The sequence below is a fragment of the Roseivirga sp. BDSF3-8 genome, assembly GCF_041449215.1.
Classification (GTDB): domain Bacteria; phylum Bacteroidota; class Bacteroidia; order Cytophagales; family Cyclobacteriaceae; genus JBGNFV01.
The window spans coordinates 4,388,910-4,410,883 of sequence record NZ_JBGNFV010000001.1; the positions used below are offsets into that span (position 1 = coordinate 4,388,910).

The 21,974-nt window shown below is 47.4% G+C and carries 18 protein-coding genes; 17 read left to right on the plus strand and 1 reads right to left on the minus strand.

Features of this window, described 5'->3' with window-relative positions; translation table 11 throughout:
• The first annotated feature begins 16 nt into the window (after nt 1–16).
• From AB9P05_RS18100 to AB9P05_RS18150, 11 genes are all read left to right on the plus strand, one after another.
• A complete protein-coding gene (locus AB9P05_RS18100) occupies nt 17–331 on the plus strand; it encodes a hypothetical protein (RefSeq protein ID WP_371910248.1) in 315 nt (104 codons plus the stop codon).
• 43 nt (nt 332–374) lie between these two features.
• Complete coding sequence (locus tag AB9P05_RS18105; protein WP_371910249.1) at nt 375–2,012, plus strand: FAD-binding protein; 1,638 nt, start codon at nt 375–377, stop codon at nt 2,010–2,012.
• Between the two features lie 1,261 nt (nt 2,013–3,273).
• Nucleotides 3,274–3,924, plus strand: a complete 651-nt coding sequence (locus AB9P05_RS18110; RefSeq protein WP_371910250.1) for a hypothetical protein — start codon at nt 3,274–3,276, stop codon at nt 3,922–3,924.
• Between the two features lie 77 nt (nt 3,925–4,001).
• Nucleotides 4,002–4,556 carry a hypothetical protein gene (locus AB9P05_RS18115; RefSeq protein ID WP_371911365.1) on the plus strand — a complete coding sequence of 185 codons (555 nt, stop codon included), beginning with the start codon at nt 4,002–4,004 and terminating at the stop codon, nt 4,554–4,556.
• Nucleotides 4,553–5,392 carry a hypothetical protein gene (locus AB9P05_RS18120; RefSeq protein WP_371910251.1) on the plus strand — a complete coding sequence of 280 codons (840 nt, stop codon included), beginning with the start codon at nt 4,553–4,555 and terminating at the stop codon, nt 5,390–5,392. The genes AB9P05_RS18115 and AB9P05_RS18120 overlap by 4 nt, the downstream gene beginning before the upstream one ends.
• Nucleotides 5,382–7,793: a leucine-rich repeat domain-containing protein gene (locus AB9P05_RS18125; RefSeq protein ID WP_371910252.1), complete on the plus strand. Its 2,412-nt coding sequence runs from the start codon at nt 5,382–5,384 to the stop codon at nt 7,791–7,793. The genes AB9P05_RS18120 and AB9P05_RS18125 overlap by 11 nt, the downstream gene beginning before the upstream one ends.
• Nucleotides 7,794–8,081: 288 nt before the next feature.
• Complete coding sequence (locus AB9P05_RS18130) at nt 8,082–10,883, plus strand: hypothetical protein (RefSeq protein WP_371910253.1); 2,802 nt, start codon at nt 8,082–8,084, stop codon at nt 10,881–10,883.
• A 179-nt stretch (nt 10,884–11,062) separates the two neighbouring features.
• Nucleotides 11,063–12,778 (plus strand): pyruvate dehydrogenase complex dihydrolipoamide acetyltransferase, encoded by a 1,716-nt coding sequence (locus AB9P05_RS18135; protein ID WP_371910254.1) that lies wholly within the window; start codon nt 11,063–11,065, stop codon nt 12,776–12,778.
• An 85-nt stretch (nt 12,779–12,863) separates the two neighbouring features.
• Nucleotides 12,864–13,400 (plus strand): ATP-dependent protease subunit HslV, encoded by a 537-nt coding sequence (gene hslV, locus AB9P05_RS18140; protein WP_371910255.1) that lies wholly within the window; start codon nt 12,864–12,866, stop codon nt 13,398–13,400.
• A gap of 266 nt (nt 13,401–13,666) precedes the next feature.
• Entirely contained in the window at nt 13,667–16,771 is a 3,105-nt protein-coding gene (locus AB9P05_RS18145; protein WP_371910256.1) for an amidohydrolase family protein, read from the plus strand.
• Nucleotides 16,772–16,791: 20 nt separating this feature from the next.
• Nucleotides 16,792–18,150 carry an amidohydrolase family protein gene (locus AB9P05_RS18150; protein ID WP_371910257.1) on the plus strand — a complete coding sequence of 453 codons (1,359 nt, stop codon included), beginning with the start codon at nt 16,792–16,794 and terminating at the stop codon, nt 18,148–18,150.
• A gap of 98 nt (nt 18,151–18,248) precedes the next feature.
• Here the strand turns inward: AB9P05_RS18150 and AB9P05_RS18155 are convergent, their stop codons facing one another.
• Nucleotides 18,249–19,469: an aspartate aminotransferase family protein gene (locus tag AB9P05_RS18155; RefSeq protein ID WP_371910258.1), complete on the minus strand. Its 1,221-nt coding sequence runs from the start codon at nt 19,467–19,469 to the stop codon at nt 18,249–18,251.
• Between the two features lie 99 nt (nt 19,470–19,568).
• On the opposite strand from AB9P05_RS18155, the gene AB9P05_RS18160 reads away from it, so the two are divergent.
• From AB9P05_RS18160 to AB9P05_RS18185, 6 genes are all read left to right on the plus strand, one after another.
• Nucleotides 19,569–19,742 (plus strand): hypothetical protein, encoded by a 174-nt coding sequence (locus tag AB9P05_RS18160; protein ID WP_371910259.1) that lies wholly within the window; start codon nt 19,569–19,571, stop codon nt 19,740–19,742.
• A gap of 388 nt (nt 19,743–20,130) precedes the next feature.
• Entirely contained in the window at nt 20,131–20,313 is a 183-nt protein-coding gene (locus tag AB9P05_RS18165; protein WP_371910260.1) for a hypothetical protein, read from the plus strand.
• A 142-nt stretch (nt 20,314–20,455) separates the two neighbouring features.
• A complete protein-coding gene (tnpA, locus tag AB9P05_RS18170) occupies nt 20,456–20,902 on the plus strand; it encodes an IS200/IS605 family transposase (RefSeq protein ID WP_371906921.1) in 447 nt (148 codons plus the stop codon).
• A gap of 119 nt (nt 20,903–21,021) precedes the next feature.
• A complete protein-coding gene (locus AB9P05_RS18175; RefSeq protein WP_371910261.1) occupies nt 21,022–21,225 on the plus strand; it encodes a hypothetical protein in 204 nt (67 codons plus the stop codon).
• A 194-nt stretch (nt 21,226–21,419) separates the two neighbouring features.
• On the plus strand, nt 21,420–21,710 hold the full coding sequence (locus AB9P05_RS18180; protein ID WP_371910262.1) for a hypothetical protein: 291 nt from the start codon (nt 21,420–21,422) through the stop codon (nt 21,708–21,710).
• 19 nt (nt 21,711–21,729) lie between these two features.
• On the plus strand, nt 21,730–21,939 hold the full coding sequence (locus tag AB9P05_RS18185; protein ID WP_371910263.1) for a hypothetical protein: 210 nt from the start codon (nt 21,730–21,732) through the stop codon (nt 21,937–21,939).
• Nucleotides 21,940–21,974 lie beyond the last annotated feature (35 nt).

Genomic DNA, 21,974 nt, shown 5'->3' on the forward strand with positions numbered 1-21,974 from the left:
AAATATAAAAAATGCCATGATGAGAATCCTTCAATGCCTCCTTCTTATAAGCCTGCTTACTATCTCTGAGGGGTGTATGAACCTGCGTGTGGTGAGCCAATACGATTCTGCTGACCTACAGCCTCATCAGGTAACGGAATGGGTATACTTCTGGGGCCTGATGCAACCTAATGATAGCCGTACGGACGAACTGTGCGAATCTATGTGTATTGTCTCGGCTAAAACAAACTTTGGCTACCTGCTCATTGGTGCTTTGAGTCTGGGCATGGCGGTACCTATGCAGGTGGTATATGAATGCTGCCCTTACGAGCCTCCGGCTTCGGATATCTAGTCTTTTGCCTACTATTCTGATCACCTTAATAAACGCCAACACCATGAACTATCCCGCGGGAATAAGACCTCTAAAAATCAAAGAATTCAGTAATGCTCACGTGAATTTTATTCAGCCCCTTGATGAGGATCAGTCCTTTGACGTGCATCTGCAGGATGAGGCCTGGGGACAGATGAGTGGGCTGCAACAGTACAATGCCTGTACGAGTAATTTTCAATGGATCATTAAAAGGGCTTTAGAGAAACAACTATCTGTGCGTGCTATAGGTAGTGGCTGGTCTCTTAGTAAAGTGGCGATGAGCGATGACGCGATCATTCATACCAAGCGCTGCCGCCATAAGTTTAATTTATCTGAAGAGAACTTTGCCCCTGCTTACCTTGCCCAGGGGCACCGGGCAGAGGATTACCGCTTTTTGCAGTGCGGTAATACCATAATAGACATCAGTAGGTACCTGGAGGAGGAAAGTAATCCGCCCAAATGCCTGCGCGTCTCGGGGGGTAGCAACGGGCAGACTATCGTAGGGGCATTTAGCACGAATACCCATGGGGCGGCCATCGGGTACGGTTCGTTGCCGGATATGATAGTGGGTATGCATATTATTACCGGGCCAGACCGGCATATTTATGTGGAACGGGCGAGCCGGAAGATAACCTCTGCCGCCTTTCATGAAAAGATAGGGGCAGAGGTGGTACATGATGATGAGCTATTTAACGCGGCCCTGGTGAGCTTCGGAAGCTTTGGTATCATACATGGGGTGTTGGTAGAGGTGGAGGATAAGTTTTTGTTGGAGCAAAAGCTGCGGCGTGTGCCCTATGATGACCGGCTGGATGATGCAGTCACTAACAATAACTACGATGCCATTAGTGATTACCTCCGCTACTCTGCGGATGATAGGGCCCATCCTTTATACCACTTTGAGCTTGCGATAAATCCTCATGATTTTGCCTTTAATGACCCTGAGAAGGGGGCTTACCTTCGGGGCATGCATAAGGTGCCTTACCGTAGTGACTATAATAGAATAGATGCTCCGGGGCAGGGGTATACTTATGGTGATGATACGCTGGGCTTTATGCAGACAGTTCTGGACAAAGCGAGTGTGGGAGGTTTCCTGAGCCGGGGGTTGATTCCCAAACTGGTCAATTCTCTGTTTGACCTGGCTTATGACCGGCCGGATGATGCGGTGGGTACGATTGGTGAGACTTTTCGCAATACGGTGTTCAGGGGGAAGCTGTTCAGTGCTGCCCTTGGGGTGGACAGGAAAAATGTACGTCGTGTGATTGATATCTCGCTTGAGGTGAATAAACGGATCAAACTGGCGGGGGTGCTCGCCATGCGCTTCGTAAAAGGCACCAGGGCGACGCTGGGTTTCACTAAATGGGAAAATACGTGTGTAGTGGAATTAGACGGGGTGGATGCTCGGATCAACCATAATTTTGTGAAAGAACTGGGAAGGCGATTACAGGCAGAGGGCATTATTTATACGCTTCACTGGGGCAAGATCAATCGTTTGTTAACCGGACCTCTGCTGGAGTGGATGTATGGGGAAGAAGCTCTTACTGATTGGAAAAAACAACGGTCCCGTGTTATGACCCGGGAGGTGCAACATCTTTTCAATAATGAGTTTATGGAGCGCTGTGACCTGGATGAGTATGTGCCTTACACGGTACCGCACCTGGCTTGAGGGAGGAAGGGGATTATAGAGTAACAGCGTAATTGATTTATTGAATGGTTGATTTGGGCACAGACTTGTATAGGCGCAGCTTGTTCCGGATGGAAGGGGCTAAAGGGTGAATTTTGAATGTGGGAATGATAGAATAATTGAGTAATAGAATAATAGAGTTGTTGGAAGTGTTTAGTTGGGGAAGGGTGATTGCTGGAGTAGCCTGAATTATATAGTAACAGCGTAATTGGTTTATTGAATGGTTGATTTGGGCACAGACTTGTATAGGCGCAGCTTGTTCCGGATGGAAGGGGCTAAAGGATGAATTTTGAATGTGGGAATGATAGAATAATTGAGTAATAGAATAATAGAGTTGTTGGAAGTGTTTAGTTGGGGAAGGGTGATTGCTGGAGTAATTGAATAACGGAATGATTGATTAAGAGAAATATTGAATATATCGCCAACCAGAGTGGTGTGGATAAGTATCAACGCTTCAGGCTGGCTATTGCAATCCCCGAGTATAAGGGTAGGAGCGGGTAGCTCAATTCACTACTGTTAATACACTCTGATTTTACATCTACCCGCTTGGCTTTCCTCTTAGCTACCTGCCTGACTAAATCAGTAAATAGTCCTAATATAAGGCTTATAATTTCTCCACAGTCTGACTATAGGATGACTATGGGATCACTATAGGATTGGTATAGGGTACTTACAGGGTCACATATTGGATGAATACAATTTGATACAAAGGAAAGATACGTAACCTGTTGGATGCCTTGCCTCAAATCTTACCCATTACTACCGCGAGTAGTCATATCGCACTTTTGATTCTATTGGCTAAGGGACAGGAGACTACCCTAATCCTTCCATATTGACATTGGCTTGGGCCAGGCTGGTCAGGGGCGTTCTCTTATTAGATAAATGTCTGAATCTTTTCATTACCTGTGGTTGATTAAATGGTGCCGTAAACCGGCTTGAGGCGCTCATGGTAGACTTTGGAAAAATAGTGGCTTGCCCTAATTGACCTGGGGTACTCAGATTAGAAAGCAAAAAATAATATACGACACCTAAACGGGTAACCTTCCCTTGCGGATGCGGTTGGTAAAAAAATACGCCGCTTCATAAAACATCCCTCGTGATTGTTCGTAATAGGGGTAATGTACTATTATTTGGCTGGATAGAGTGGGTGTCACTCATGTTATCTTCAAATAATACTTTTTATGAACGGAAATTTATTTTGCTAATTTTAAGAAATTTTTTTCCTGAATCTTATCACTTGAATATGAGCCTTATACACCTTTTTAAAAGCCGCCTTAGCTTTGGCCGGCTGGTAATGTTCACCTTCCTTTTTGCCTCCCTGATGGCGGGTGCAGGCTGTAAGAGCCAGAAGAAAGCGGCTGCCGAAGCAGCGGCAAAGGAGCGCGCTATGCTGGAGGAACGTAAAGCTGAAGCCCGCTCTATGTTACTGGACATAATGGAGGATGATAATCTGAGCCTTGAAGAAAAGGAACGGCTTTTGCAGGAGGTTAAAGACATGAATCTTAATGATCCTGAAATAGACCGGATGATAGCGCGTGCAGAAGAGCACCTGGCTACTGAGCGCAGACTGGCAGAGCGTGACCGGGAAGGTTCTGGCAACAGCATGACTCGTGAAGCACAGCTTGAGCAGCAGTTCGGAGCCATTGCTAATGCTTCCAGTACCGCAGCAGCGAACCAGAGCATACAGCAAACGCTGAGCATGTTCTCCGGGCCGGATGCGCTGGTACTTATCATTATTTATAAAGATGCGGACAATACGGACTACGACGAACCTACGAATATTACGAAATACCTGAACTACCTGAAGGATCAGCAGCAGACACCCCATAGCGTGGACAAGATCGTGCTGGATGATAACGGCAAGATTAAAGAGCTTGAATTGATCAAGGACTGATTTGTCCAAGCTTTTGTCAATAATTATGATCCTTTTTTTTGAATAAATACGATATGAAAATAGCCAGATTAGCTTTTATGATATGCCTGCTTTGCGGTACTGCCTTTACTGCACAGGCACAGCAAAATGAAATATCCCCTGAGCGCAAGCGTGCTATAGATTCCTTAGCGATGGAGAAGGTAAGGGACCTGAGCCGCTACATCAGTATAATAGGTAGTAAGGACACGCAGTTTTCAGAGGCGAACCGGGTGATAGACCGGGCGACGGAGCTTTTTGCCCCGGGTGCGGAAATGGGCGTATCCTCCCTTAGCCGTGATGAGGTGATCTACTACCAGGTGCGCGAGTATTTCAAGCGTCTCATGGCGCTGAACTACGACCAGGTGGACATCAAGTGGTTCGATATCCAGTATATTTCTGACCTGGAGCAGCAGCCTGATGGCCGCTATGTGGGCGTGATTACGGTATACCAGCGCTTCGAAGGCCGCTCGGATGACGGGCTGCAGTATAAGGATACTACCAAAAAAGACATCACCATATTTGTAGAGAAGAAAAAGACACAGATCGGGGGTCGTATGATTGACTTCTGGGATGTGCTGCTGGGTGATGTACGGGTGGTAGAAACAACTTCATGAGTAAACTCACACGATTATTTCTGATAGGTTGCCTATGTATAACGGCCGGCTACCCGCCGGCCGCTGCGCAAAGTGTGGGGGAGTATATGGGCGACGAGTCTCAGCTCTACGCGGAAGTGAAGCAGGTGAACCAGTTCTTTCGGCGCTTCAATGGTGAGGAAGACACGGAGGGCAACCGCTATTATCCACGTGACAGGGAATACCGCAGCGAAAAACTGCGGAAAAACTATCTTACCACGCTATTTGATAATCAGAACGTAACTATCCCTAAAGACCGGAAGCTACAGTTTATTAATGAGGTAGCGGCTGACGGATCGCCTGAGTTTCTGGATTTTCACAGCGGCAAGTGGTTTGCAGAGGTACGTATCACGGTAAACTTTGAGGGGCGTGACCAGAATGCCACGCTGTTTCTGAGCTTGCAGGAGGAGTCTGTAGGTAGTAAATGGGTGATTGAGAAAGCTTATTTTGCTCCGTTTGAGGCGCTGTTTACCGCAGATACTACTAATGAGCGCTTTTTGCACCCCATGAGTCATGAACTGGATTTTATGAATCTGAACAAGGCGTTTCGCAACCGTGAAAAGGTGGTGGATTATACCTCCCGACAATACGGCCCTGATCACCTGAGCCTTATGCTGTATGAGGTAAGAAAAGGTAATATGAGCTTCAAGACAGTGAGGGGAGTGGATTTTCACTTTTTCCAACTGGACAACTGGTACTTTAAAATATCTGAGTTTAACCGCAGTGGCTATAACCGCGGCTGGCTGATAAGCGACCTCACGCGGGTGACGACGAAGCAAGCTGAAGTACTCCGGAAACTTATCTATTATGAGAATTAAGGCATTAGGCTACTTGTTCGTTTTTTTTCTGGTGGGCATGGCCTATCCTGCAGAGGCCCGGCAAGATGATAAGGCTCTCAGTCCTGAACAGCAGGAGGCTTACCAGGAAAATGCGCGCGAACTGGTGGCTTTTTATGAGTACATGATGAATCTGCTGGGCGACCCTCTAACGGCGACCTCGGACAAGCAGACCATTATTGCTAATAGCTATGCTAAAGCTTTTCGTGATGAGGAGGTGCAGGTGGAGGATGACCTGGCTGAGAACCGCAGCGTAGCTACCTATAAAGATGTTCAGGCCTACTTGCAGGACATAGACTTTTTCTTTGAAAGTGCCACCTTTGACGTAGAAGTGACCAAGGTGGAGCCACTGGTGAGTGACGAGGGTCAACTGGCCTTTAAGGTTTCGGCTGTTCGTACGCTGAATGCTGTTACGAACAAGGGGGATTCAGTTAGTAATAGCCGGGAACGATTCATTGAGCTTAACCTGGATCCTGAGAGCAGCGATCTGCGAATTGTAAGTGTATACACGTCGCCTCTAAACAAAAAGGAGGAGCTGTATAAATGGTGGAATGGCCTTAGTTATGCCTGGCAGGAAATCTTTCGCAGGCAAGCGAATATCATCTCCGATACGCTGGGATATGACCAGCTACAGGAGGTAGCAGGACTTAAGCGATTGGATATAAGCGATAACGGACTCATTATAAGCCTGGAGCCACTGCAGCAGCTATCTGAGTTGGAGGATCTTAATGTAGCGCGGACCCAGATTAGCGACCTGACCCCCATACGCAATCTTACTTCGCTTAAGCAACTGACGATAAGCGGCACCCCTGTGTCCACATTGGACCCGCTAAGGTATACCAGCGGACTGGAAAGGCTGATTGCTGATAGTACTAATCTGAAGAATGCCTCAGAACTTACCCAGTTTCCGAAGTTACAGCGGCTATCGGTAGGGTATACTCCTTTGGATTCTCTGGCGCCGCTACAGAAACTGAATCAGCTTACAGACTTGCGCCTTGCCAATGTACCTGCTGTGGCTTTTGACTTCCTCAGTCAGCTTAATAAACTGGAGGTGCTGGACGCCTCTTATACAGAACTTGCCAGCCTGGAGCCATTGTCGGCGGCTAAAAACCTGCGTATTCTTATCATAGACAGCACTCGGGTAGCCTCATTGTCGCCTCTGGATGGCCTGGAAAAGGTAGAAAGGATCTATTGTGACAACACTGGCATAAGCCGTGAAGATGCAGAAACCTTTATGAACAGTCATGAAGGAACACTGGTAGTGAGCGGCATCAGACAGATAGAGAATTGGTGGAATATGCTGGTAGACGACTGGCGGGCTGTTTTCAGGGAAGCGACGGGACTACAGGGTGAACCGACGCGTGAGGATCTTGCCCAGATGGTGAATCTGACGCAACTGACGATATCGCCTGAGAAGCAGCTATGGACGCTTAAGCCTCTTGAAGTGATGCACCGGCTCAGAAGTCTTGATGCAGAAGGGCAGACCTTTTACAGCATTGAACCGCTTCGCGGCCTTACCGACCTGCATTATCTGAATCTGTCGCGAACCAAAATTGCTTCGCTGGATCCGCTAAATACGCATACGGGACTACGCTACCTGAACATTAGCTATACGCCGATTACAAGTCTTAGCCCGGTGATGGACATTGCGATGGATACGATTATTGCAGATAGTACTGGCATTGATCCTACGGTGGTAGCGGCTTATTATGATCGCTATCCCAATGCGCTGATCATTTACCGTACGCCCTCTCTGCAAAAGTGGTGGACTGGTTTAAGTAATGAATGGAAGGAAGCACTGCGCGGTCAGAGTAATGTGACGGCCTTTGAGCAGGATGAAAGATACGATTCCCTGCCTTCGGCGCGCTGGCTGCACCAGCTACTAAAACTGGAAGAAATTAATATTCAGGAGCAAAGCCGGCTTGGTATGTTGTCTCCACTGGAGATGCTGGACCGCCTGCAGCGCGTTACTATCGTGCGTAGCGGAGTTACTAATCTGGACTTTGCGGCAAGGCTACCGCGGCTTACTTATCTGGATGTGAGCGCTAACCCTTTGCAAAGACTTGCTCCTTTGAAGAATGCTGATAGCCTGCGGGTGTTAAAGGTAGCGAACACGGCGGTGGAAGAACTGGAGGCGTTAGAGAACCACCCCTCCCTGGAGGTGCTGGACTGCTCGGGTACGCCCATCAAGCGAATAGATGAGCTGGAAAATGTACGTACCCTGACCAGGCTGGATATATCGAATACGCGTGTACGAAGACTTAATGACCTGGAAGAGTTACCTAACCTGATTATGCTTAAGTGTTTCAATACGCGGATCAGCTCTGGTGAGGTGGAAGATTTCAGAGAAAGTCAGCCTGAGGCGGAGGTCATTTATTACTAATAGGGATTCGCCTGATCCACGGGCTGATGGTTTACAGGGAGAGGTTTTCATGCAAACATGTAATGAAAACCTCTCCTTTTTTTACGGCCTTTCTATGTAAATACCATAATTTACGTACTGTAAAGTTTCAGATATAACCGGACAGGCCAGATCCTGTACAATCGATAGCACGTGATACACTCAGCCAAGGCATTTTTACTTTCTTTTTTTTCTACACTCTTAATTTTATGTTTTTCCCTGTCCGGAGTATATGGTCAGGTAGGTCTTCTGGATAATAATCCTCCTTCTGTGGAATTTAAGAAGCTATCTGGCGAAAACTTTAAGGTGATCTATCCGGAGGGGATGTATGGGGAGGCAAACAGGCTTATCAATACATTGGAGACGATCTATGAACCGACCAGCCGTTCGCTCGGTGTGAAGCCCGATCCAACCAGTATTGTACTTCATAACCGTACGACGGTGGCCAATGGCTTTGTAACGCTTGGCCCCCGACGGTCGGAGTTTTTTACCACCTCTGCGCAGAATTACAACTTTGTCGGGGTAAACGACTGGCTGGATCTGCTGGCGGTACACGAGTTCAGGCACATCGTGCAGTATGACAAAGCTCGTACAGGCTTTAGCAATGCTTTTTACTACGTGTTTGGTGAAAATGGGCTGGCGGCCATAGCCGGTGTGGCGGTACCTCAATGGTTTTGGGAAGGTGACGCGGTAGCGGTTGAGACAGCCCTGACGCCGGGTGGCCGCGGGCGCATACCTAATTTTGACCTGCTATACCGTACTAATTTGCTCACGCGAGGGCCGTGGGACTTTAACAAGGAATACCTTGGCTCCTTTAAGCACGCTGTACCGGACCATTATGTAACGGGCTACCTGCTTACTACTCATGTGAGGCGTGAGCACGGAATAGGCGTTTGGGATAAGGTACTGGAAAAGACCTACAAGTTCCCATTCACACCGTACCGCTTTAGTAGTAAGCTTAAGCAGGTGACGGGTAAGTATATACGGGGTCAATACCAGGATATGAATAATGAGCTGGAAGACTTATGGAGGAAGCAAATAGATGGGATAGAAACAGACCCGGCTGAGTTCCTGGCGCTGCCCGTACGTCCGGAGTTTACCAATTATCTGTATCCTCAGCAACTGGATAACGGGATGGTGGTGGCTATGCGTACCGGGCTGGACTATCCCTCGCAGCTGGTGGAGATTACGGAGATGCGGCGGGTGAAAAAGCTGAAGACGACTGGTCCGTTTAACGATGGAGGCATGATGAGCTCCGGTGGTAATAAGGTAGTATGGACTGAGTTTCGGTATCATCCGCGCTGGCGCCGGAAAAATTACTCTGTGGTGATGGTATATGATGCGGAAACCGGTGAGTTGACTCAGCTTACTAAAAAATCCCGGTATGTAGCCTCGGCTATATCACCGGATGGTGACCAGATTGCGTCTGTGCACGCAGACCTTGAAAATAATTATAGCCTGCATCTGCTGGATGCAGGCACCGGTGAGCTTATCAGGGAAATCAGCTACGAGGGCAATGCCTTTATCAGTATGCCCCGCTGGTCTGCTGATGGGGAGTATATTGTAACGCTTCGAAAGGCTGAATGGGGAAAGGAGGTAGTTGCCTTTAATGCCACCACCGGGCAGGAAAGAATACTTATAGGGCCTACCATGGAAAACATAGGCTACCCCGTGCTTACGGATGATTATCTGTATTATAACAGTCCACTGAGCGGTATTGATAATATTTATGCGAAAGATCTGGGTACGGGGCAAACCTATCAGGTAACTCACCGCAGGTTTGGAGGCTACAATCCCGCTATTACGGACAATGGCCGGAGCCTGATCTTCAATGACTTTACGAAAGACGGCATGGCGATCGCCCGCATGGGCCTTACACCGGCGGACTGGACGCCACTTAATGAGGCGACAGACAGAACTATTGGCTACTACCAACCGGTGGTGGAAGGGGAGGCTAATCCGGACCTGCTAAGGGAGGTACCGGAAAAGGAATATAAGCCTGAAAATTACAGCCGTGCGGCTAATATGTTTAAGGTACATAGCTGGGGCCCGCTTTTTACTACTACACAATCTGACTTGGAGATAGGTGTGTTTAGTCAGGACCTGCTTAGCACCACTGAGCTGGCGGCAGGTTATGGCTATGATGCACAAGAACAAACCGGCCGCTGGTTCGGCCGTGTCAGCTACCAGCAGTGGTTTCCTGTACTGGACCTGGAGGTGTACACTGCAGACCGGTCCCGGAACATTACTATTGATGATGTTTCGCGCAGTCTGACCTGGGACGAAAAGGGATTACAGTTTGGCCTGAGGGTACCATTATTGCTGACTAAGGGGAAATACCTTCAGAGTCTGAGCCTCTCCAGTAATTTCGTTTACAATCATATCAGTGAATATAGCGATACTGTCCGGGAGTTCTCTCAGCAGTCGGATGGCAATTTACTAGCACTGGAGCACCGCGTCAGTTGGGGGCACTTTCTTCGCAGCAGCGTGCGGGATCTGTATGCTCCATGGGGGCAGCAGCTTAGTCTTACGTACCGGCACGATGCTTTTGGAAGCGAGTTTAGTGGTCAACTGGCCTCTGCACAAGGCTGGCTTTACTTTCCCGGGCTTCTTCCCCATCACCATTTTTGGGTAAGGGGAGGTTATCAGTGGCAGGAAGTAGACACTTACCAGTGGCGTAATACCCTTTTTTATCCGCGAGGCTATGGCTCTTCTTCATGGAAGACCTTCAGGACGGTGGCCTTTAACTATGCTCTGCCTGTATGGTACCCTGACATTGCTATCGGGCCGGTAATTAATTTTCAGCGGGTCAAGCTAAATATGTTTTACGATCGTGGCTGGGGTAATGACTTATTTTTCTCAGCTGGTGTGGTAGGGTTGCCATCTGATATAAGTGACAATATCAACAGCCTTTCGTACCGTTCATTTGGTGCAGAGATTACTTTTGATGTGAATCTGTTCCGTACTCAGCCTTTATTTGAGTTCGGGGCGCGGTATTCTGTGACCAAAAATCTGCTGAGCAGTGGCGACCAGGGTAGTATAGAATTGCTAATTGGGAGCTTTTCATTTTAAACACTTTTATATCCTTTATATTTAACTACTGAAACGCCACGCCGAAACCGACCTGTCCGCAAACGGTTGCAGTTATAACAATTGGCGGCTATAGTGTCAAAATCGGCCAGGGAATTTGTTTAAAAACCGATTCCCCCTAATTTTGAGCGTCCAAACCTTAAGCAAGCGACACAAAAAGTATGGCAGAATTAATCCGAATGCCCAAGATGAGCGATACCATGGAAGAAGGGGTAATCGCATCATGGCTCGTAAAAGAAGGCGATGAAGTGTCTTCAGGTGATATACTAGCAGAAGTAGAGACCGATAAAGCCACTATGGAACTCGAGTCTTACGAAGATGGTGTCTTGCTATACATCGGCGTAAAAGAAAAAGAGGCTGTCCCCGTCAATGGCATCATTGCCATCATAGGCGAGGAGGGCGAAGATATCTCCGACCTGCTGGAAGAAGCTAAAAGTGGCGGCTCGGACGATGAGGACTCTGATAGCAAGAAAGAAGAAGATGACGACAAGGCTGAAGCCTCTGATGATTCGGATGAGGACGACGGCGATGATGAAGATATTGACGTATCGGACATAGACGCAACGGTGATCCGTATGCCTAAGATGAGCGATACGATGGAAGAAGGCGTGATCGCGGCCTGGCATAAAAAAGTGGGCGACGAGGTGTCTTCAGGTGATATACTTGCCGAAGTAGAGACTGATAAAGCCACTATGGAGCTGGAGTCATACGATGATGGTACCTTGCTTCATATTGGTGTAGAGGAGGGTGACTCCGTGCCTGTGAACGGCATTATTGCGGTGATCGGTGAAGAAGGAGCTGACTATGAGAAAATTCTGAAAGCAGAAAAATCAGGCGGTAAAGAGAAGAAGGAGAAGAAAGAAGAAAAGCCCAAGGCAGAAAGTAAATCAGATGGTAAGCCTGCTAAAGAGGAAAAAGGTGATGGAGCAGCCAAAGCCCCTACACGTGCTTCCGGTGACACTTCTTCATCTGATAAAGACGGCCGCATAAAGGCCTCACCTCTGGCTAAGAAGATAGCGGAGGAAAAAGGATACGACATTTCTAAGATAGAAGGGTCCGGCGATGGCGGACGCATTGTAAAACGCGATGTGGAGAACTATACACCACAGCCGGAAAAGGCCCCCGAAGCCAAAGGTGGCGAAGCTAAAAAAGAGCGTGAGGAAACAGGCTTTAGCATGCCTGCCGTAGTAGGAGAGGAGCGCACTACCGAGCAGCCGGTAAGCCAGATGCGCAAGACCATTGCCCGTCGCCTGGCTGAGAGTAAATTCTCTGCACCCCACTTCTACCTTACCATGGAGATCAATATGGATCGCTGCATGGAGGCAAGAAAAAGCCTGAATGAAGTATCTCCGGTGAAGATAAGCTTCAATGACCTGGTTATTAAAGCAGCGGCTGCTGCCCTGCGTCAGCATCCTAATATCAATGTGAGCTGGACGGGTGATACCATTAAACAGCATGAGCATATTCACATAGGGGTGGCCGTAGCTGTTGACGAGGGCTTGCTTGTCCCTGTTGTACGTTTTGCCGATAACAAATCGCTGGCTCATATTGCCTCTGAGGTAAAAGACCTGGCGGGTAAAGCGAAGAACAAAAAGCTGCAGCCTAAAGACTGGGAAGGAAATACGTTCAGCATCTCTAACCTGGGTATGTTTGGCATAGAGGAGTTTACAGCGATCATTAACCCGCCGGATGCCTGCATTATGGCTGTAGGTGGTATCAAGCAGACGGCTGTAGTAAAAGACGGACAACTTGTGCCAGGCAATGTGATGAAAGTAACCCTAAGTTGTGACCACCGTGCGGTGGACGGCGCACAGGGCGCGGCCTTCCTGCAGACGTTCAAGCAACTGCTGGAAGATCCTATCCGCATCATGATCTGATACACCGACGCAACAAATAATATAAAAGCCCCGTAAGCTAAAGCCGGGGCTTTTTTTATCCCGAACCTAAAATTTTTTAAGCCATATGACCAAGATAAGATCCACGACTGTCCTTGCTATTCTTCATAAGGGAGAAGTTGCCATAGGGGCAGACGGACAAGCCACGATGGGTAACACAGTGGCCAAAAGCAACGTGAAAAAAATCAGAAAGCTGCAGGATGGTAAGATCGTGCTGGGTTTTGCAGGTTCTACTGCCGATGCCTTCACATTGATGGAGCGCTTTGATGAAAAACTTGGTACCTATACGGGTAACATGAAGCGGGCTGCGATAGAGCTGGCTAAAGACTGGCGCACAGACCGCTACCTGAGAAGGCTGGAAGCCATGATGATCGTAGCCGATAAAGAAGAGATACTTGTGATCAGTGGGACGGGTGACGTATTGGAGCCTGATAACGGCATTGCGGCTATAGGCTCCGGCAGCATGTATGCGCAGTCTGCTGCCACGGCGCTTAAAAAGCATGCCGATCATCTTTCAGCTAAGGAATTGGTAGAAGAAAGCCTGCATATAGCTGCCGATATCTGCATCTATACCAACCATAATCTGGTATTGGAAACACTCTGAAAAAAACTTTAACATAAAGGCTATCTCGAAAGGGGTAGCCTTTTTTTGTCCCTGAATGATAGAAGGTTAATCGTATTTTAAGACTCAATGACGAATCTGTCAAAGTAGATAAAATACGTACCAACATCTATCCCTTAATAATGCCACTCTTATAAAATCGGTTGATTATATTAAGCTAAGGATAAAATTTGCTGCCTTGAACGGTAGTAAATTGCACATTCTGCCACAATCGAAACTCAGTAAACAGCAAATTACAGACTCTGCACATGAATAAATTCATTTTGACGCTGGGAGTCGTACTTTCCGGACTTTTCCTGTTTGCGGGTGGTGTATCCGCCCAGGAAAATTTTCCGCGAAACGGTGTCTTTGACGAAAGACCCGGTTTGTACGCTTTCACGAATGCCACCATTTTTACGGAGTATAACAAAAAGCTCGAAAATGCCACGCTTCTCATACGCGATGGTCGGATAGAGGCAGTAGGCACAAACGTCAGTGTACCGAAGGGAGCTATTGTTACTGACCTGGAAGGTAAGTTTATTTACCCTGGTCTTATTGACATGTATACTTCTTACGGCTTGCCTCCTGTAAAGCCGAGTAGCCCGAGCTGGCCCCGCAAGCCACAAATAGAAAGCTCTAAAGATGGTGCTCACTACTGGAATGAGGCAATCAATGCTGATTATCATGCCTCAGGAGAGTTTCAGGCAGATGAGAAAGAAATGGCTGCTCTCCGCAATTCGGGGTTCACAACGGTACTTACTTTTCGCCCCGATGGCATCAGCAGGGGTACCGGTGCTCTTGTGAATCTGCGTAAAGACAACGAGAATGAGGTGATTATCAATGAAAAAGCCTCAGCTCATTACTCTTTTGACAAGGGCTCTTCAGAGCAGGATTACCCCAGTTCACTCATGGGGGCCATTGCACTGCTCCGCCAGACTTACCTGGATGCACAATGGTATGAAAATGGGGGTAAAGGGGGGATGTATGACCTTACCCTTACGGCATTTAATGAGCAACAAAACCTGCCTCAGATATTTGAAGCTGATAATAAACTAACCATTCTCAGGGCGAAGAAAGTAGCCGATGAGTTTGGTAAGAACTATATTATAAAGGGAGCCGGTGATGAATACCAGCGGCTGAATGAAATCAAAAACTCAGGCGCGACACTTATCGTGCCTGTAGATTTTCCGGAGGCTATGGAAGTGGCTGATGCTTATGATGCCATGGTGATAAGCCTGGAAGATATGAAGCATTGGGAGCTGGCCCCGTCTAACCTGGCCATGCTCGCTGAAAACGGAGTTACTTTCGCTATCACTACTGATGGTCTGAAAGACAAAAAAGCCTTTATGGCTAATGTACGCAAGGCAATTGAGAGAGGCCTGAATGAGGAAATGGCCTTGCAGGCACTTACCGCCACTCCTGCCCGCTTGCTGAATGCTGAGGACCAGGTAGGGTCATTGACGAATGGTAAGGTGGCTAACTTTATCATCACCTCGGGCAATCTGTTTGATAAGGAGACTACCATTTATGAGAACTGGGTACAGGGAGATAAGCATGTAGTCAATGATATGACGCTGGCTGATCATCGTGGGGTGTATACCCTTAATGCAGGTGGCGATACTCATACGCTGGAGGTAAGCGGCGAGCCCGGCAAGCCGAAAGTGGAGCTGGTGGTTAATGATAGCACAACCCTGCCTGTTAATGCTACTTTTACAGACAGCAACCTGGTTACTCTTGTTTTCAATACAGAGAAGGATAGTGTGGGAACGGCCCTGAGATTATCCGGATGGGTATCTGAAAGGGATGGTAATAAGGTAATGAAAGGAGAGGGCCAGAATGCTGATGGCGAGTGGCTTAACTGGACAGCTACTTATGATAGCGCTCTGGAAGAAGAAGAGAAAAAGGAGGAAGAACAAGGCAGCGAGGAGAAGGAAGAAGAGGCCCTGGCACTCGGTGATGTAATCTATCCTTTTATTGCTTACGGGAATAAGGAAATTCCACAGCCTGAAGATGTGCTGTTCCGTAATGCGACTGTTTGGACAAACGAATCGCAGGGCATAATAGAGAATGCGGATGTACTGGTACGTGACGGTAAGATCGTTTCTGTAGGTACAGGACTGGATGCGGGCAGAGCCCGTGTTATAGATGCGACAGGTAAGCACCTTACCAGCGGCATTATTGATGAGCATTCTCACATAGCTATTAGCCGTGGAGTGAATGAAGGTACTCAGGCCTCATCTGCTGAGGTACGGATAGGTGATGTGGTAGATAGTGATGATATTAACATGTATCGTCAGCTTGCCGGTGGCGTGACTGCCGCTCAGCTACTACACGGTTCAGCTAACCCTATCGGAGGCCAGTCAGCCCTGATCAAGTTCCGGTGGGGTAAAGCACCGGAGGAGCTTAAAATCGACGGTGCTGATGAGTATATCAAATTTGCTCTTGGGGAGAACGTAAAGCAATCTAACTGGGGTGACTTTAACGTAGTCCGCTTTCCGCAGACCCGTATGGGTACGGAACAGGTTTATGTAGACTTCTTTACCCGTGCACGGGAATACGAGCAGGCATGGAAAGACTATAATAACAGCCGTGATCGCCGGGGTAACTACTCGATGGAAAAGCCCCGCCGTGACCTGGAGCTGGAGACTCTGGTGGAGATATTGAATGGCGAGCGCTTCATTACCTGCCACTCTTATGTACAAAGTGAGATCAATATGCTCATGAAAGTAGCCGAAAGGTTTGGTTTCAGAGTGAATACCTTTACCCACATTCTGGAAGGGTATAAGGTAGCGGATAAAATGGCTGACCACGGCGTAGGTGCCTCTACTTTCTCTGATTGGTGGGCGTATAAGTATGAGGTACAGGAGGCGATTCCTTACAACGCAGCCCTGATGAATGGCGAAGGTGTGGTAACGGCGATAAACTCGGACGACGCTGAGATGGCGAGAAGACTGAATCAGGAAGCAGCCAAGTCTGTGAAATACGGTGGCATGTCAGAAGAAGAAGCCTGGAAAATGGTTACGCTGAACCCTGCTAAGCTGCTTCACCTGGATGACCGGATGGGAAGCATCAAAGAGGGTAAGGATGCTGACCTTGTGCTATGGAATAATAACCCGCTATCTATCTACGCCAAGCCTGAAAAGACTATGGTGGACGGTACCATCTATTTCGATATGGAAAAGGATGAGGAGAAGCGTGCTGAGCTTGAGAAGGAGCGTGCCCGCCTGATAGCCCTCATGATGGAAGAAGGAGGTAATGGCAACGGTAAAAAAGGTGCCGTAATGAGACGTGGCAGTCATGACTGGCATTGTGAGGACAACTGGGATGTATTCCGCACCCGTGTGGAAACAATTGATGAAGAGGCCAACCATTAAACCGACAGAAAATGAACGTAATGACTAAATTTTATAGTGCGGTTGTGCTAATGATACTGGCAGTGGCACCTGTGGCATTTGCCCAGGTTCCGGCTCCGGCACCTCCGCAGAGCAAGCCTATCCTTCTGCTTAATGGTACGGCCCATATTGGCAATGGAGAGGTGATAGAGAACTCAGCCATTGTTTTTGAAAATGGTGAGCTGACTCTGATAGCTGATGCCAGAAACATTCGGCTTAATCCTGAGGACTTTGAGACTTTCTCTATTGAGGGCAAGCATGTCTATCCTGGCATAGTATTGCCTGCTACTGACCTTGGCTTGCAGGAGATCAGTGCTGTACGTGCCACGGTGGATAATGATGAAGTGGGAGCACTAAATCCTAATGTGCGCTCCATCATAGCTTATAATACTGATTCGGAGATTATCCCGACCATGCGCTTTAATGGTATCCTTACAGCCCAGACCACTCCCAAAGGGGGGCTGATCAGCGGTACCAGCAGCATTGTGCAGTTGGATGCCTGGAACTGGGAAGATGCCGTAATGAAAATGGATGATGCCATGCATGTGCAGTGGCCCCGCTACTTCAGTATTTCAGGTTGGTGGACCGGTAAGATCGAGATTAAGAAAAACGAAAAGTATGAGGAGCAGGTAGAGATGCTGCGCACCTACCTGACAGAGGCCTCGGCTTATGCCAAAATGGAGAACCGGGAATCTGATAACCTCAAGTTGGAAGCAGCCAAAGGGTTATTTGATGGTAGCAAGTCTCTTTTCCTTCATGCTGAGTACATGAAGGAGATTGTGGAAAGTGTTACCCTGGCAAAGGAGCTTGGCGTGCAAAACATTGTAGTAGCCGGTGCCGACGAGGCCTGGAAGGTGAAGGACTTTCTCAAGGACAACGATGTTTCTGTGCTTATCAGCAATGTACATCGCCTGCCCTCCGTACCTGAGCAGGACATCAATATGCCTTATAAGTTGCCCGCTCTGCTAGCGAAGGAGGGAATCAACGTGGGCCTGATGTTTAGTGGTGATATGCTGCAGAATGCACGTAACCTGCCTTTCTTTGCGGGGACAGTAGCGGCTCACGGCATGGATAAGGAGGAAGCCCTGAAGCTGATCACTTCCAATAATGCTAAGATACTGGGGATAGATGACAGATTGGGAACACTTGAAGTAGGGAAGGATGCTACACTGGTAGTGTCCGGCGGAGACTTACTGGACATGCGTACCAGTGATGTGCAGGTGGCATTTATCCAGGGTCGCAAGGTGCCCTTGGAAGCGATGCAACAGCGCCTCTACAAAAAGTATAAAGAAAAATACAGCAGTCAGAACAAAGGTGCCGGCGATGCCGGATCAGAAAATATGAACGAAGGGGATAAATAACCCTTAGCTGTTCAGATATAAGTGATAAAGGCTGCCCGCAGGGGCAGCCTTTTTATTTTTTCATGGGCCTCATAGCCTCAAAAGCTGCATTACCATGGTCAGGCATCCTGTTGATGAGGTACGTCTGAATGCTCCATGACAATGTCACAGGCCTTAAGGATAAGCCCACAGGCTTCGTCTATTTCTTCTTCAGATATGGTAAGCGGGGGGGCTATTCTCATGCTATTATCACAGAAAAGAAACCAATCTGTCACCACCCCAAGCTTAATAGCCTCATCTATTACTGGCTTGAGGATGTCAAACGAGCCAAAATCCACTGCCATCATTAGTCCCATGTTGCGTATCTCAGAAATAAGGGGATGCTTAAGTTGCTGCCTGAAACGCTCTCCTTTGGCGGGGGCTTGCTCGGCGAGCTTTTCTTCGCGAATTATATTTAGGGTAGCCAGTGAGGCAACGGCACTCACGGGGTGTCCGCCAAATGTAGTTATATGTCCTAAGATGGGATTATTGGTTAGTACGTGCATGATCTCCCGGGAAGCTATAAAGGTACCGATAGGCATGCCGCCTCCCATACCTTTGGCACTCAGGAGGATGTCCGGTACAATGCCTGTTTGCTCAAAGGCCCAAAAGGTGCCGGTGCGTCCGAATCCGCACTGGATCTCATCCAGAATGAGCAATGTGCCTGTTTCGTCGCAGCGTTTCCTGAGCGCCCGAAAATAAGCTTTATCCGCCATACGCACTCCTGCCTCACCTTGTACCGTCTCCATAATAATGGCAGCGGTATCATCTTTAATACGATCCAGCTCATCTACCGCACCATAATGCACATGGCTGATACCGGGCAGTAAGGGACGATACCTATGCTTATAGTCCTCACTGCCGGATACGGACAAGCTTCCGTGGCTTGACCCGTGATAAGATTGCCTGCAACTGATGAATTTGTAACGGCCGGTATAGCGTTTGGCCAGTTTAAGGGCACCTTCTACCGCTTCGCTTCCGCTGTTTACCAGGTAGCAGTTATCCAGTGTAGGGGGTAGGGTCTCAGCCAGTGCAGCGGCGAGCTGAACCTGAGGACCCTGAACGAATTCACCATACACCATCAGGTGCATGTACTTATCAGCCTGCTCCTTTACCGCCTCTACCACCTTTGGATGGCGGTGACCTACATTACTCACCCCGATACCGGAAATAAGATCTATGAGACGCTGACCGTCAGTGTTATACATATATACGCCTTCGGCTTTTTCCACCTCTATCATCAAAGGAAACTCGGAGGTCTGGGCCATGTGACGCAGGAATAGTTGTCTGTTTGTCGGCATATTGCAAATCTACAAAAATCACAGGACTCCCCTATAAGAGTGCTTTTTAGCAACAATCACGAGCTCATGTGGTTAGTTAACAAAAGAAGAAAACACTCTATGGAAGTTAACAAACCACGAAGAAGGAAAATCAACCGTGCGGTCATCATTGTTCTATTAGTTTCCCTCGTCGTATTAATTGGGGTAGGTATTTACTATAGTAATGAAACTACTCTTGAACCACAGGAACCGGCTCCTTCTGCTACGGATGACGTTTTTGAAGAAGACCATTAATTATGAAGTTCCCTGTGTTTCTGCATTGCTGTTATTCTACTTTGATGTAAACAAAAAATTTGGTAATATAGGTATAATCAAATGGGTAATATGTTTGTGTAATGTCATCATATTATTTTTAATGATATTATACTCTTATTAAATGTTGGCTTGTAGTTTTCTGCCAATTTCTGCATGTGAGCATAAAAGTGCCTATTCAGCCTTATTGAGGTTTTTTTAGGTGTCGTTTCTCTTATACTAACTTACTCTTAGCGGTTTAATAATCCTATACAAATAGGGTTAACGTCCGGTCTATATGCCGGAAAGGATATCATTATGCATAATCGATAAGGAGAATGCTGAAAATCCTTTATGTAATAGAGTAAGCACCAACCAAACAATGTAAACTATGTCTAAGAAAAAATTCAGCCTTGACACGCTAGAGATTAATAGTTTTGTGACTCTGGAAACCAGAAAAAAGGTAGTAGGAGGAGGAGAAACCTGTGAGTGCTGTGAGCCCGCAGAGACCTATCCGGATCCTCGCTGCCCTGCTTCTATCACCACTGGCTGTGCTAACTACTGCGCGGTATAGACTGATTGCTAATACTTTCAGTCAACGAACCGAAAGCCACCTGCTATTGAGCAGGTGGCTTTTATTTTATTAATCGAATTAAAACCACCGTCTTAGACGGTGGTCATGTTTGAGGGCTATGCCAGTAGGGGTATATTGTGGAATGAGCAAGTATCGTAAGCTATCGCATAGCTTTTACTATTGTGTCTATCATGTAGTATGGACCCCGAAGTACCGCCACCGTATACTTCGTGATATTGTTGCAGATACGTTGGAGAATAAGATAAAGACGATATGTGAATGGAAGGAGGTCAAGGTAGAAGAGTTGAACATTCAGCCAGATCACGTTCATTTGGTATGTAGTATACCTCCGAAACTTAGTGTATCAGACTTCATGGGTATTCTCAAGGGTAAGACAGCGATCATGATGTTTAAGAACTTCAAGAGTCTTCGCAGAAAACCCTATTGGGGCAATCATTTTTGGTCACGAGGCTATTTTGTAAGTACGGTAGGCATAGATGAAGAAAAGATAAAGCGGTATGTTAAGTATCAGGAGAAGGAAGATAAGAAAGAGGATGGGGATATAGATATCCCGCTATTCGATAACTGACTATCCCCCTTTGGGGGTAATAACCATTGAAAACCCCCTCCTTTGGTGGGGGTAATTTATTCTTGATTTAAGAGGGTGGATGTTCTAATTTGATCAGAATTGAATTTTATCTACCCGCAATGAAGCACCTACTACTTTTTATAGCTGTATTTATCGTTCTCGGAAGTGTCAGCTACGCACAACAGGCCGAAAAGCAGATGAAAAAGGAAACAGAGTATCTTCTGTATTTGCCAAAAGATAAGCCTGGATCTGATGGATACCCGCTAATGTTATTCTACACGGATCCGGAGAAAGAGGCACTGACGTACAAAAAGTCAAAGTAAATGGACCTCCCTCTTTTCTCGACGATACGACCTCATTTCCCTTTGTCGTTGTATCACCTCAGTGGCCTCCCGGTCAGTGGTGGAATACTCAAACGCTGCTTGATCTATTGGAAAAATAGAGGCAGAATTGCCGGTTGATAGACACCGGATATACCTGACGGGGTTAAGCATGGGGGGGCTATGGAACCTGGGCATTGCTAAAAGAGGCTCCGGATCGTTTTGCAGCTGCCGCCCCTGTATGTTCGGGTGGAGATGCCGAAGCAGCATGCCGTTTTCAGGATGTACCTATTGGGTTTTTCACGGAGCAAAGGATGATGTGGGTACCTCCTGAAGAATCTCAAAAAATGGTGCATGCATTAGAAGAGCTGGGTGCAGAGGTGATGTTTACCTTGTACCCGGAGGCTAGTCATAACTCATGGACACTTACCTACAATAATCCTGAACTTTACACATGGCTATTATCTCATTCCCTGACAAGAAAATAATCCGCCTAAGCGAAAGGAGTTGAAAAGAAGGGTGGGGGTATACACTGCTGATGAAGGGGAAGAACTGATAGTGGGAAGAGAAAAGGACAGCCTATATATTAGGTCTGGGACAGAAACTGGGGATACGAACTTGCAAGCAGGTCGCCGTCGGTTTACATTTTTTCCGGAAGAAGATCCCACGAATCCAAAAGAAAACTATACTTCAAAGAAGATGATAAAGGCGACGTGAACGGGCTTATTCTCGGACCTTGCGATGGCAAAGTA